Here is a 13,034-nt window from a genome sequence, read left to right as displayed (position 1 = left end):
GATCCTTATCAGTAATGCTTCAGCATTCGGGTGATGGACTGCTCCAGCCAGTAGCGCTGGGTGCCGAAGTTAATCCGCAGGTAGTTTTCGCCGTTTTGCACGTAGTGGCTGCCGTCTTCAATGACCACGCCCGCCTGCCGGGCAAAATGTTGGGTTAACTGGGTGGCGCTGCGCTCGTCGGCGCTCACGTCTATCCAGGCCAGATACGACGATTCCGGGTTCATCATCTTCCACGCCGGGAAGTGGGTCTGAATCGCGTCTGCAAGGTAGCGCGCGTTGCCTTGCAGATACCCGTTCAGCGCGTCGAGCCACGGCAGACCGTGCTGGTAGGCGAGGATAATCCCCCATACGCCGAACATATTGGGGGATGTAATCGAGTTCTTCTCAAGCTGCTGGCGGAAGCGCTGGCGCAGCGAATCGTCCGGGATCATCGAATAAGACGTTTTCAGCCCGCCCAGGTTGAAGGCTTTATTGGGGGACGTCAGCACGATCAGGTTGTCCTGCGCGGCACAGCCCGAAGTCAGACAGCTGACGAATGTACCGTCCAGAATGTGCTCGGCGTGAACCTCATCGACCACCAGAATCGTGCCGTAGCGTTTACAGAGATCGGACACCTGCCGTATCTCATCTGCGCGCCAGATTCGGCCCGAGGGGTTATGCGGCGAGCAAAAGAACCACAGTTTTGGACGGTGGGTTTTGAGCTGATCTTCAATCAGATGAAAATCCAGCTGATAGCGGTTTTCCTCAACGCGAAGCGGGTTAGCGAGGACCTTAACGCCCTGGCGCTGTGCCGCCATTGCAAACGGGTCGTAGACCGGGGTGTTCATCATCACGCTGTCGCCAGCCCTGCAGAACGCCTGAACCGTGTAGTGCAGTGTGGACACGGTGCCGTAGGTTAGCGTGATCCACGACCTGTCTACCTCAACCTGATGACGCGTGCGCTGAAAGGCGATCGTCGCATCGTAGAATTCGTCGAAACACCACGTATAGCCAAAGGTGCCGTGCTCCACGATGCGCTGGAAGCCTTCAATAACGGCGGGCGGTGAGGTGAAATCCATATCTGCGATCCACAGCGGAATAAACCCCTCCGGAACATCACCAAAGCGTGAGCAGACAAACGCATGGTCCCATTTACGGCACTTATCGCTTTTACGCTCGATGATTTTGTCGAAATCAAACACAACGCCCCCCTGTTAAATTAAGGCTTCAATGCCGGTTTTGACGCTCTGCACCTGCGGGCCGATGATCACCTGTACGCTGTGAGCATCCAGCACCACCACCGACAGGGCGCCCGCTGCTTTCAGCGCCTGCTGATCGATAAGGCCCATCTCTTTCACCACCAGACGCAAGCGGGTGATGCAGTTGTCGAGCGACTCGATGTTCTCTTTGCCACCGAGCGCCTGCAGGATAAGCCCATGATCGTATTTCGATTTTCCACGCGCGCGGGTGTTGGCTTCGACGGCCTGCTGTGCAGCCTGTACATCCACTTCACGTCCCGGCGTCTTGATATCGTGTTTGAGGATGTACCAGCGGAAGACGACGAAGTAGATAGCAAACCAGGCGATACCGACCGGGAACATCAGATACCATTTGGTCGACATCCCCTGCATCACGCCAAAGATCAGCAGATCCAGAATCCCACCGTCGGTGTTGCCGATGGTCACCCCAAGCAGAGCCATCACCATCAGCGCCAGGCCCGACATCACGATATGGAAGGCGTAAAGCGCAGGCGCGATAAACAGGAACAGGAACTCAATCGGCTCTGAAATACCGGTAACGACGGACACCAGCACGCCGGAAAGCAGCAGTCCCTTAATCACCGGGCGGTTTTCCGGACGCGCGGTGCGGTAGATGGCATAGGCCACGGCAGGTAAGCCAAAGATAAAGGTCGGCATAAACCCTTGTGACAGAAACGCGGTAACGTGCGGGCTAAACGGCAGTCCGGCTTTCAGCTCGGCGTAGAAGATATTCAGCGCGCCGGCCACCTCATGGCCGTTGACCATCTCAATCCCGCCTGCTGGCGTGAAGCGCACCATCGCCAGCAGAATGTGGTGCAGGCCGAAGGGTTTAAGCAGCAGCACGCCCACGCCGTAAAGGAAGGGGCCGAAAACGCTGGTGCTCTGGATAATATGGCCAATCCCGGCAATCCCCAGCGCCACGTATTCCCACAGCAGGGGAATGAACAGCCCGACCAGCGAAAGGATAAGGGCGGTGATAATCGGTACAAAACGGATGCCGCTAAAGAAGGCAAAGGCGTCGTGGAGGACCGTGTCCTGAAAACGCTCGTGCAGGAAATAGGTAATCACCCCCACCACGATACCGCCCAGCACGCCCATCTCCAGGGTCTGGATCCCCAGCACGATCGATTGTCCCACCTGTCTCATGGTCGCGGCATCGGCAAGCTGGTGGGTGGCGGTCAGGTAGTAGTTGATACTCATGTTCATCAGCATGTAGCCAACGAACCCGGCAAAAGCGCCCACGGCCTTGTTGCGTTTCGCGAGGCCCATCGGGATCGCCATGGCGAACATCAGCGGCAGATAGGTAAAGGCGAAGCCGCCCACCATGGCGATAAAGCCAAAGGTTAACTGCGTTAACTCGCCGCCCAGAAAGGGAAAGCTTTTAATGGTGGAAGGGCTGGTGACGGAGCTACCGATCCCCAGCAGCAACCCCATAAAGGCCAGCAGGGAGACCGGGAACATAAAGGTCTTTCCCAGGCTTTGGAAAAATTCCCACGCTTTCGATTTAAACGACTTTTCCTGTGTCATGTAGGGACTCCTCGGATTTTTAGGATAATGGAAGGCGCTGTCCGGCTTAAGGACGCGCCTTCATATTTGCGAGGCTTATAGTTATTTTTAAGTACTGACGTAATGCGCGATGGGATCAGGCTTCCGCTGGAAGCAGCAGCCGGTTTGCGGAGCCGCAAACGGTGATTTTGCTTCTGACCACCTCTTTCATGGCGTCCATGCCGACCCGCATATAGAAGCGCGGATCGTTGCCCTGCGGATTGTCGGCAAACCAGGCTTTCACCGCGTCAGAGAAGGCGATTTTCAGCTCGGTTGCCACGTTAACTTTGCACACGCCCAGTTCGATGGTGCGACGCACATCCTCATCCGGCACATCGCTCGCGCCGTGCAGCACCAGCGGCACGGTGACCACTTCACGGATCTCGGCCAGCCGCTGGAAGTCGATTTTTGGGCGCTTGGTATACAAGCCGTGTGCGGTGCCGATGGCGACGGCAAGGCTGTCGACGCCGGTCAGTTCGACAAAGCGTTTCGCTTCCTGTGGATCGGTGAGAAACGCGCTTTCCGCATCCACGCTCATGTCATCTTCCACGCCGCCCAGGCGGCCCAGTTCGGCTTCGACGCTGCAGTCGTTGAGGTGGCAGAAATCGACCACCGACTTCACCAGCTTCACGTTCTGTTCAAACGGATAGTGGCTGCCGTCGATCATCGCGCTGCGCACGCCCGCGTTGACCTTGCGGCGAATATCATCCAGCGATTCGTGATGATCGAGGTGCAGCGCCAGCGGCATGTCGTAGGTGAGGGAGTAGGCGCTGCACAGGGCGTAGATCTCTTCCAGCGCAATATGCTTAAAGGTGCCCGGCGTGCCCGCGAGGATCACTGGCGATCGCATTTCGCTGCACACTTCGAGGATCGCCTGGATCGTCTCCGCGTTGTGGATGTTGAACGCCGGAACGGCATAGCCTTTTGTCTGCGCGTCCTGGAGAAGATATTTCGTCGAGATAATACTCATAATCAGATCCTCTTAAGCCTGCCACGGATGAATAACAACGCCCTGCACCACGCGGTTGACCGTCCCGCTGGCGGATGGCGTATCGGGCGTATTGCCTACGCTGAGCGACTGGGTAAGGGCAAAGACCTGCGCATACATCAGGAAGCAGAACGCCTGTTCCATATCGCTAAACGGACGGGAAGGCGGCAGGAGAATATGCGGCCCCGCTTCAATGGCCGGATCGTTTTCAGCAGCGATGGCGACGACGCGCAGGGCCTGGCGATCGCGGCGCAGCTCGGCCAGCAGATCCAGATCGTACTGGCGCGTATACGGATGGCTGGAGATGAACACCACCACCAGCGTTTCGTTATCCACCAGCGACTTCGGCCCGTGACGGAAACCGGTGGGGGAATCGTAGAATGCCGCCAGCTTGCCCGCCGTCAGCTCCAGCACCTTCAGCGCCGATTCGCGCGCCGCGCCCTGCAGACCGCCGCTTCCCAGATACACGATCCGTTTCCACGGTTCGCTGCCAAAGACGCCATGGCTGAAATCGCCGAGCGAGGTGAGGATCGCCTGACAGCGATCGGCCACGTCGCGGAAGGTGTGACTGTTGATCGTTTCCGGGGCGAATACGGCCAGACAGCTCGCCATCATGGTGGTGATACTGCTGGTCATCGCGAACCCGCGATCGTGCGTTTCGGCAGGCATCAGCAGGGCATAAGCGTTATCGCTGTCGACGGCGGTCTGGTACAGGCTTCCGGCCTCGTTACAGGTGATCGACAGGTGGTAGCACTCCGGTACGAACTGATTGGCCAGCTCAACGGCTGCGACGCTTTCCGGACTGTTGCCGGATCGGGCAAACGAAACCAGCAGCAGCGGATGCGCAGGGCTGAAGTAATCCATCGGGTTTGTGACCAGGTCAGTGGTCGGGACGGCGGAGATAGTTTTCCCGGTGTGGCTCGCAAGCCATGGCGCAATGATATCGCCGATAAACGCGGACGTGCCCGCGCCGGTCAGGACGATCCGCAGATCGTGCTTGCGCAGCAGCGGCGTCAGGAAGCTGTCGATCGAAGAGCGCAGGCTATCGATATTGTTGAGCGAGCGGATCCAGCTGGCAGGCTGCTGGCGGATCTCTTCCTCGGTCCAGGTGCCGGTTGCGGCGGTGGTAGTTTGTGGCATAACTCAATCCTTAGTCGTGTGAATTCCACATCAGACGCTGGCAATCGTGTCGCTATCTTTCGTTTCGTTTCACTTGTTCACTTTAGCAGTTAAATAAAATCTATAGAAAAGAAATCGAAACTTCAATGAAAGAAAAGAAATAAAACGAAAAGTGTGATCATGAAAGGAAGAGGCAGATTAAAGGAAAGGAAAAGAAAGGCCTTACGGTTTCAGGCCGTAAAGCCAAAAGGAGACACAATGAAAGGGCTAAAGGGGGAGAGCCTGGCCCTGAATCCAGATCTGCTGGAGGTGTAAACCCCCGTTCAGCGCGTTGAGATTCGCGCGTTTACCCGGCGCTAACGAACCGAGTTGATTATCCATGCCCAGCAGGCGGGCGGGATGCAGCGAGGCCATATGAATGGCGTCTTCGGCAGTGATACCTGTATGTTCCACCATATTGCGTACAGCGGCATCCAGCGAGAGCGTGCTCCCGGCCAGCCCGCCGGAGCCGGTTCGAACCACGCCGTTTTGCATCGTGACCGTTTCACCACAGAGCGTATACCGACCATCCGGCATACCGGCTGCCTGCATAGCATCGGTGATCAGCACCAGGCGTTCTTTTGCGCAGCAACGGCATAACCGCATGGCTCCCGGATGGACATGGTGGCCGTCGGCAATCAGCTCCAGCCACGCCCGTTTGTCCGTCAGCCCTGCGCCGACCATGCCGGGTTCCCTGTGGTGCAGTCCCGTCATGCCGTTATAGCAGTGCACCAGCCCATCGGCACCCGCGTCAAACGCGGCGAGGGTTTGCTCGAACGTAGCGGTGCTGTGGCCCAGCATCACGCGTATTCCGCGCTGTTTGAGATGGCGAATCGCCAGCAACGCGCCAGGTTTTTCCGGCGCCAGCGCCACCACCCGTAACGTGCTCAGTGAAACGTCAATCAGGCTGTCCAGCTCGGCGATATCCAGTTCCCGGAACAGGTCAGGCGGATGCGCCCCTTTGTTCTGCGGCGTAAAGTACGGTCCTTCCAGGTAGCTGCCCAGGATCTGCGCGCCGGGGCCGCCCGACTGACAGCGACGGGCGATTCGCGCGAGCGCGCCGTGGATAGCCTCCAGCGGCGCGGTAACGGTAGTGGGTAAAAAGGCGCCCACGCCTTCGCGCGCTTTATGCATCGCGAGAATATCCAGCACGTCAGGCGCATCATCCATCACGTCCACGCCCGCGCCGCCGTGGACGTGCGTATCGATATACGCCGGGCAGAGCAGTTCCGCATCGCGCGACGTCACGCCCGCCGGGACAGGCTCAATAGCCGCAATCACACCGTTTTCAATGCGTAGCTGGTGGTCATCCAGCCAGCCCTGTTCGGTAAGCACCCGCCTCGCGCGCAGTAGCTGCCTCATATCCCTTCCTCGGCAGGGGCTTCCTCGCGACAGCGTCCCAGTTCGTCTACGAGGCTCGTCAGGCCGCGGTGCCCGCACTCCAGCGCCTGCAGACGAAACGCTTCGCTGCTTAATCCGTCGCGCTCCAGCACCATCTCCAGCAGCAGCTGCAGGTTGGTCCCGGTGATCACTTCGCTCCCCGGCCGTTGCATGGCGAGCGTCGATGCCACGCGAAACGGCGTGCCGCCGAGCAAATCGGTGAGAAACACAATATCGTGCTCTGCATCGAGTTCACTCACTGCCTGCTCAAGCTGAGCGGTCAGTCGCGCGGTGGTGGATGTTTCAGGAAAATCGATGGCGATAAACTGCGGCTGCTCGCCGAGGATCTGCTTCATCGCCTGCTCAAGCCCGCTGGCAAAACCGCCGTGACCCGTCAAAATAATGCCTAACATCGCAACCTCTTTGCTTTTACAGGAAGTGACAGAACTTACCGACTACGCCCAGCAGCACGGTGATACCGATCAGCCGCAGCGGGCTCCAGCCGCGGCGCACCAGCCAAAACATGGTCAGGGTGTAGACCAGCGGCAGGAACGCGGGCATCAGCTTGTCGATAACGTCGGCCTGTAGTTTGACAACGGCATCACCCGCCTTGATTTCAAGCGTCGTATTGAGTCGGACATAGGTTGCCACCAGCGCGCCAATTACCGTCATCCCGACGATAGACGCCGCGTGACCGACCTTTTTGGTGTTGGCTTTGATCAGCGGAATGGCCGCAACGCCCATCCGGTATGCGTAGTGCGCCAGACCAAAACGCAGGCCGAGGTGCACCACGTTAAACAGCACGATAAAGACCACGGCCCCCAGAATCGACCCTTGCAGCGCCAGGCTGGCGCCGATACCGCCGCAGATGGGCAGCAGGGTTAGCCAGAACATGGCGTCGCCGATACCGCCGAGCGGCGCGCCGACGGCAATTTTGGTGCTCTGGATGCTGTTCACATCCTGCTTGGAGCGCTCCATCGCCAGAATGATGCCGATAACAAAGGTCACCAGGAACGGGTGGGTGTTAAAGAAGCCCATATGGCCTTTCATCGCCCGCGCCAGGTCTCGCTTGTTGGTGTGGATCTTTTTCAGCGCGGGCAGCAGCCCGTACAGCCAACCGGAGGCCTGCATACGTTCATAGTTAAACGAGGCCTGCAGCAGCATTGAACGCCAGGCCACGCGGTTAATATCTTTTTTCGTCAGTTCGGCACCGATGTTCTGGTCTTCGTAGACGTTTTCGTTGACGCCGGTCAGCAGCGTCTCTTCGGATTCAGACACGCCCGGTAACGTAGTTTGATTAGATGCCATCTTCGAATTCCTCTTTCTGGGCCGCAGGAGCCGTCGGTTCAGGTGATTTACGCATCAGGTCGATCAGCGCCATGGCCAGCGCGGCGGCCGCAATCGCCAGCACCGGAAGCTTGAGCCAGGCGGCGGCGACAAAACCGATAATGAAGTAAGGGATGTAGACGTTTTTCATCATGATCTTCAGCAGTACGGCGAAGCCGATGGCAGGCATGATGCCGCCCGCAACGCCGAGGCCGTCAATCAACCGTGCCGGCAAAACATCAATGGCGGTTTTCGCATGTTCCGCACCGAAGTAGATCGGCAGGAAGGCGCACAGAAAATAGAAGATGCCGAGCGCCAGCAGCGCAAGATAGTTCACCCGTTCAATACCGTGAGTATCTGCATTGGCCGCCATGCGATCGCAGCGTGACATCACGCCGGACATCACCGAGAAGAGGAACGTAATTCCCATCTGTACCGCGACGGCAAACGGGACGGCGACGCCCACGGCAACTTCTGGCTTCACCCCGGTGCTGATGGCAAATGCGGTACCCACAATGGTGCCGATAATGACGTTCGGCGGCTGGGCACCGGCGAGCGGCGCCAGCCCCATCCAGACCAGCTCTAACGTGCCGCCGGTCAAAATACCGGTATGCAGGTCGCCCAGAATCAGACCGACCAGCGGCCCGAGCACCACCGGGCGGTGCATGTGCGTTAACCCGTTAAACATATCCAGACCGGCGATAAAGGCGAGTATGCCCAACCCCAGTGCCTGCAACAGACTGATTTCCATTGTGAATCCCTCAGAGCAGTTTAAAGAGATCCAAAGCAGTTTCTGTTGGAACGCCCTGAACGAAGCATTCCACCCCAGCCGCTTTCAGGCCGTTGAACGCGGCGATATCGTTCGCGTCGACAGAGACCGTTTTGGCAATTTGTTGTTTGCCACTGGCGTAGTGCATGTTTCCTACGTTGATACGGGTGATGGGCACGCCGCCCTCAACCAGCTTCAGAAAATCAGCGGGTGATTTGCAGACCAGCAGGATTTTCTGGCGGTCAGCGGCGCGGTGAATGTTGTCGATCACTTTTTGCAGTGACCAGAAGCGCACGGCGATCCCTTCCGCGAGCACCATCTCCATCAGGTTCTGTTGAACCGGATCGTCAGCCACCTCATCGTTGGCGACGAGTACCAGGTTTGCCCCCGCAAACCCCACCCACTGCACGCCCACCTGACCGTGGATCAGGCGTTCATCAATGCGGCATAAGACAATGTTTGGCATAGCGCTTTCCTCTTTTTATTATGCGTTTTGCGTTGTTACGCCTTCGCAGGCGGCGTGGTACTGCTGGAGTATGTCCTGAATGTGGTCGATGATGAGTTCCCGTGGCGTTGACTTGAGAGCGCCCTCGCGAACTTTGCCGTACTGCAGCGGCAGGTACTGGCTGATCAGCGGCAGCGGAATGGGCTCGTCTGCCAGGTTGCGCACCAGCCGTTCAAAAGCGTCGTCAATCTGGCTGTCCGGCCAGTAATAGCGCACGCGGTCAGAGTAGCTGTAGCCGCGGGCCAGGCGACGCGCGTTGCCGTCACCGTGGTAATGGCTTTGCCAGTATTCCGGGCGATCGAGCATGACGTTTTCCAGCACGTGACGCAGGCCAGAAACGGCTTTCGCTGGCAGCAGTTCCTCTTCGATGGCGGCCAGCGCGAAGAGCGCTTCGCGCAGGGCGAAGGTCAGGGCAGGGCCAACCTTCAAAATCGCAAAGTGATCGTTGACCAGCTTTCGCAGCGCCTGCGGCGTCTGGTAGTCGGTGGAGTGCGCTTCAAACACCAGCGTGTCGTAGGCTTCAACCATTTTGCTCAGGGCGACGGCTTTCTGCGGCTGATAGTCGCAGACGTGCGCATGGTCGAACTCCACGCCGGGCTGGACGACCAGACCAATAATGCGCGGCCAGATGTCGGTTAAGCCTTCCTTTTCGAATGCATGACGGTGCGCTTCAAGCGTGGCGCGGGCTGCGTCCGGCGTGGTGACTTCAAGTTCGGTGAGCGTCTCGTGCGCACCGCCGGGAACCGGTACTTCCGTGCCAATAACGTAGACCAGATCGGCTACACCAAACTGCTCGCGACAGGTCGCTTCGGCAATCTTCGCCAGGCGTGCGGCGCGTCCGGCGACGATCGCATCGGTCAGGGGAACCGGATCGTCCTCACAGGACATGCTGCAGTCGAGGTGGATCTTTTTGAATCCGGCAGAAACATAGCTTTTGATCAGATCGTCGGCGTTGGCCATCGCCTGTTCCGCAGGGAGATTTTGCCAGCGGTTGGGGCCTAAATGATCGCCGCCGAGGATCAGCTGTGACGTCGGGAAACCGAGCGACTCGGCAAGCTTGCAGACAAACCCGTGAAAATCAGCGGGCGTCATGCCGGTATAGCCGCCAAATTGATCCACCTGGTTGGAGGTGGCCTCGATCAGCAGCGGCGACTGATGCGAATGCGCATAACGAATTGCCGCTTCCAGTACCAGCGGATGCGCGGAGCAGACGGCGTAAATCCCGTTTGAATTCCCCCGTTTATGGTGTTCCACCATTTCTGTCAGATGTTTCACTTTCCTCTCCATTTCGGATGGTAATGATATTTATCTTTCGTTTTGTTTCATTTAATCCTGCATCATGGTGATATAAAAATAAAACGAAAGATAATGGTTTTCCGATCTGTTTCACAAAAGAAACATAATGAAAGGTTTCAGCGCGATGCCAGCTTGCGTATCGTCACCATGCAGGGCTTGCATTCCCGTAAAGGAAAGGCCTTAATAGGCAAAACGAAATGAAACGAAAGAATATTGATTAAGGAGCTCGTATGAGCAGCACCGATTCATCCGCAGAAAAGCGCATCACCGGCACCAGTGAAAGGCGAGAGCAGATCATTCAGCGGTTGCGGGCGCAGGGAAGCGTGCAGGTTAACGATCTGTCTCATCTGTACGGCGTATCGACGGTGACGATCCGCAATGACCTCGCCTTTCTTGAGAAGCAGGGCATTGCCGTTCGCGCCTACGGCGGGGCATTGATTTGCGAAGGTAATGTGCCGGGCGCTGAGCCTTCCGTGGAAGATAAAAGCTCGCTGAATACAGCGGTGAAGCGCAGCATTGCCCAGGCCGCTGCCGCGCTGGTCAAACCCGGGCACCGTATTATTCTGGATTCGGGTACCACGACGTTTGAAATCGCCCGCATGCTGCGCCAGCACACGGACGTGATTGCGATGACTAACGGCATGAACGTGGCGAATGCGCTGCTGGAAGCTGATGGGGTGGAGTTGCTGATGACCGGCGGGCATTTGCGTCGTCAGTCGCAATCCTTCTACGGTGACCAGGCCGAGCAGTCGCTACAGAATTACCATTTTGACCTGCTGTTCCTGGGCGTCGATGCCATCGATCTCGATCGGGGCGTGAGTACGCATAACGAAGACGAAGCCCGTCTGAATCGCAAAATGTGCGAGGTGGCGGAGCGTATTATCGTTGTTACTGACTCCAGCAAATTTAATCGCTCAAGCCTGCATAAAATCATTGATACGCAACGGATTGATATGATTATTGTCGATGAAGGTATTCCGGCGGAAAGTCTTGAAGGATTACGGAAAAGCGGGATTGAGGTGGTGTTGGTTTAAATTTTTTTACCCTCTCCTTGGGGGAGAGGGTAGAGTGAGGGGAAGTCACGTCACCGGTGCCGGGTTAAACACCGCCAGCTGGTTGTGTAATCCCCACTGATCCGAAAAGGTTTTCTTCCGCCCGCTGGCGACATCGAGAATGAAGTGGAACAGCTTCCAGCCCACGTCCTCAATACTCTCTTCTCCGGTGGCGATGGTGCCCGCGTTGATATCCATTAAGTCATACCAGCGGTTCGCCAGCGCGGTGCGGGTCGCCATTTTGATCACCGGTACCGCCATCAGGCCGTACGGCGTGCCGCGCCCGGTGGTAAAGACCTGCACCGTAATGCCGGATGCCACCTGCTGCGTGCCGCACACAAAATCGCTGGCCGGCGTTGCCGCGTAGATCAGGCCGCGTTTCGTCGGGCGCTGTCCCGGAGAGAGCACCTCTGCAATGGCGCTCTGCCCGGATTTGGCAATAGAGCCGAGGGCTTTTTCCACCACGTTTGCCAGGCCGCCTTTCTTGTTTCCGGGGGAGGGATTGGCGCTGCGGTCGGTTTTTCCCATATCGAGATAGTTATCGTACCAGGCCATCTCCTCAAGCAAGCGCTTGCCGACCTCTTCATTAACGGCGCGCGGTGTCAGCAGATGGATGGCGTCACGCACTTCGGTCACCTCGGAGAACATCACCGTGGCGCCGCAGCGAACAAGCAGATCGGATGCAAAGCCCACCGCCGGGTTGGCCGTTACGCCGGAGAAGGCATCGCTGCCGCCGCACTGGGTTCCGACCACCAGCTCCGACGCCGGGCACGTTTCGCGCTGGCGGCGGTTAAGTTTGTCCAGATGTCGCTCTGCCACCTGCAAAATATCGTCGACCATTGAGCGGAAACCGACGTGGCGTTCGTCCTGCAGGCGCACGATGCTGGCCTCGTCTGCCGGGATGGCTTTGACATCCTCGGTCCCCTGCAGCAAACGTTCTGGCTGCAATTTTTCACAGCCGAGGCCAATGACCATCACCTCGCCGCCAAAGTTCGGGTTCAGGGCGATATTGTGAATGGTCCGGATAGGCACCACGGCAGCGGGCGCGTTAATCGCCACGCCGCAGCCGTAGAGGTGGTTCAGGCCCACCACGCCGTCGACGTTCGGGTATTTTGGCAGCAGATCGCGTTCGATGATTTTCACCACGTAATCCACTACGCCCGCCACGCAGTGCACGCTGGTGGTAATGCCGAGCAGATTTTTGGTGCCGACGCTGCCGTCCGCATTGCGATAGCCTTCAAAGGTATAGCCTTTCAGTGGGGGAAGCGGTTCCGGCACGCGGGTTGCCAGCGGAAGCGTATTCAGCGGCGGCGCTTCTGGCAGCGCCACCAGCGACTCCTCCACCCAGCTTCCCTGCGGTATCGAACGAACGGCATAGCCGATGACTTCACCGTAACGCACGATTTCGCTGTTAACAGGGATATCCACCAGGGCGACTTTATGTCCCTGCGGAACATGCTCAATCAGTTCCAGCCCGTCCGGAAAGCGGGTTCCCGCTTTTAAGCCATTGTCGTTGACGATAATCGCCACGTTATCGGCGTCGTGCACTTTTATATAAAACGCTGTCGGCGGTGCCTGTCGAATTTCAATGTCGGCCATTGTTCAGTATTCTCCAGCAAAAACTCTGATAATAAATTCAGCCATTTTTCTAATGGTAGAAATAAATACGCGGCTTTCAGAAATAAAGCATGTCAGCAGAATGAATAGCAAAATGTGATCCCGATCGCTTCAGAACCCGTAATCCTTGATTCTGTGCATTAGCGCCCAGTGCTTTGTG

Annotated in this window: 12 protein-coding genes; 1 reads left to right on the top strand and 11 read right to left on the bottom strand. The window is 57.6% G+C overall.

Annotation, left to right across the window (positions count from 1 at the left end; translation table 11 throughout):
* Positions 1–8: 8 nt before the first annotated feature.
* The 10 genes from LJA86_RS14300 to kbaZ all read right to left on the bottom strand — a co-directional run bounded on the left by LJA86_RS14300 (position 9) and on the right by kbaZ (position 10,196).
* Positions 9–1,181 (bottom strand): MalY/PatB family protein, encoded by a 1,173-nt coding sequence (locus tag LJA86_RS14300; RefSeq protein ID WP_048028874.1) that lies wholly within the window; start codon positions 1,179–1,181, stop codon positions 9–11.
* A gap of 12 nt (positions 1,182–1,193) precedes the next feature.
* Positions 1,194–2,765, bottom strand: coding sequence for a maltose/glucose-specific PTS transporter subunit IIBC (malX, locus tag LJA86_RS14295; protein ID WP_229226338.1), 1,572 nt, complete (start codon positions 2,763–2,765; stop codon positions 1,194–1,196).
* 115 nt (positions 2,766–2,880) lie between these two features.
* Positions 2,881–3,753: a tagatose-bisphosphate aldolase subunit KbaY gene (kbaY, locus tag LJA86_RS14290; protein ID WP_048225073.1), complete on the bottom strand. Its 873-nt coding sequence runs from the start codon at positions 3,751–3,753 to the stop codon at positions 2,881–2,883.
* Between the two features lie 12 nt (positions 3,754–3,765).
* A complete protein-coding gene (locus LJA86_RS14285) occupies positions 3,766–4,911 on the bottom strand; it encodes an SIS domain-containing protein (RefSeq protein WP_045910081.1) in 1,146 nt (381 codons plus the stop codon).
* Positions 4,912–5,157: 246 nt separating this feature from the next.
* Positions 5,158–6,291: an N-acetylglucosamine-6-phosphate deacetylase gene (gene nagA, locus LJA86_RS14280; RefSeq protein WP_229226337.1), complete on the bottom strand. Its 1,134-nt coding sequence runs from the start codon at positions 6,289–6,291 to the stop codon at positions 5,158–5,160.
* On the bottom strand, positions 6,288–6,722 hold the full coding sequence (gene agaF, locus LJA86_RS14275; protein ID WP_045355421.1) for a PTS galactosamine/N-acetylgalactosamine transporter subunit IIA: 435 nt from the start codon (positions 6,720–6,722) through the stop codon (positions 6,288–6,290). Before agaF ends, nagA begins: the two co-directional genes overlap by 4 nt.
* Positions 6,723–6,738: 16 nt before the next feature.
* A complete protein-coding gene (gene agaE, locus LJA86_RS14270; protein WP_029739649.1) occupies positions 6,739–7,617 on the bottom strand; it encodes a PTS N-acetylgalactosamine transporter subunit IID in 879 nt (292 codons plus the stop codon).
* Complete coding sequence (agaW, locus tag LJA86_RS14265) at positions 7,607–8,386, bottom strand: PTS N-acetylgalactosamine transporter subunit IIC (protein WP_024906387.1); 780 nt, start codon at positions 8,384–8,386, stop codon at positions 7,607–7,609. The genes agaE and agaW overlap by 11 nt, the downstream gene beginning before the upstream one ends.
* A gap of 10 nt (positions 8,387–8,396) precedes the next feature.
* On the bottom strand, positions 8,397–8,870 hold the full coding sequence (gene agaV / locus LJA86_RS14260; RefSeq protein ID WP_028014524.1) for a PTS N-acetylgalactosamine transporter subunit IIB: 474 nt from the start codon (positions 8,868–8,870) through the stop codon (positions 8,397–8,399).
* 18 nt (positions 8,871–8,888) lie between these two features.
* On the bottom strand, positions 8,889–10,196 hold the full coding sequence (gene kbaZ, locus LJA86_RS14255; protein WP_196352798.1) for a tagatose-bisphosphate aldolase subunit KbaZ: 1,308 nt from the start codon (positions 10,194–10,196) through the stop codon (positions 8,889–8,891).
* 239 nt (positions 10,197–10,435) lie between these two features.
* On the opposite strand from kbaZ, the gene LJA86_RS14250 reads away from it, so the two are divergent.
* A complete protein-coding gene (locus LJA86_RS14250) occupies positions 10,436–11,239 on the top strand; it encodes a DeoR family transcriptional regulator (RefSeq protein WP_045415290.1) in 804 nt (267 codons plus the stop codon).
* A gap of 45 nt (positions 11,240–11,284) precedes the next feature.
* Here LJA86_RS14250 and garD read toward each other — a convergent pair whose 3' ends face one another.
* On the bottom strand, positions 11,285–12,856 hold the full coding sequence (gene garD / locus LJA86_RS14245; RefSeq protein WP_229226336.1) for a galactarate dehydratase: 1,572 nt from the start codon (positions 12,854–12,856) through the stop codon (positions 11,285–11,287).
* Positions 12,857–13,034: the final 178 nt, after the last annotated feature.

This window comes from Enterobacter sp. TCD1-1 (assembly GCF_020567405.1).
In the GTDB taxonomy this organism is placed as follows: Bacteria; Pseudomonadota; Gammaproteobacteria; order Enterobacterales; family Enterobacteriaceae; genus Enterobacter; species Enterobacter quasiroggenkampii.
This window is presented reverse-complemented; position numbering and strand designations above follow the sequence as displayed.

Coding starts and splice junctions, on each gene's coding strand:
- agaF (WP_045355421.1), bottom strand. CDS start 6,722: ATGTTAGGCATTATTTTGACGGGTCACGGCGGTTTTGCCAGCGGGCTT.
- agaE (WP_029739649.1), bottom strand. CDS start 7,617: ATGGCATCTAATCAAACTACGTTACCGGGCGTGTCTGAATCCGAAGAG.
- agaW (WP_024906387.1), bottom strand. CDS start 8,386: ATGGAAATCAGTCTGTTGCAGGCACTGGGGTTGGGCATACTCGCCTTT.
- kbaZ (WP_196352798.1), bottom strand. CDS start 10,196: ATGGAGAGGAAAGTGAAACATCTGACAGAAATGGTGGAACACCATAAA.
- malX (WP_229226338.1), bottom strand. CDS start 2,765: ATGACACAGGAAAAGTCGTTTAAATCGAAAGCGTGGGAATTTTTCCAA.
- LJA86_RS14285 (WP_045910081.1), bottom strand. CDS start 4,911: ATGCCACAAACTACCACCGCCGCAACCGGCACCTGGACCGAGGAAGAG.
- LJA86_RS14250 (WP_045415290.1), top strand. CDS start 10,436: ATGAGCAGCACCGATTCATCCGCAGAAAAGCGCATCACCGGCACCAGT.
- nagA (WP_229226337.1), bottom strand. CDS start 6,291: ATGAGGCAGCTACTGCGCGCGAGGCGGGTGCTTACCGAACAGGGCTGG.
- garD (WP_229226336.1), bottom strand. CDS start 12,856: ATGGCCGACATTGAAATTCGACAGGCACCGCCGACAGCGTTTTATATA.
- agaV (WP_028014524.1), bottom strand. CDS start 8,870: ATGCCAAACATTGTCTTATGCCGCATTGATGAACGCCTGATCCACGGT.
- kbaY (WP_048225073.1), bottom strand. CDS start 3,753: ATGAGTATTATCTCGACGAAATATCTTCTCCAGGACGCGCAGACAAAA.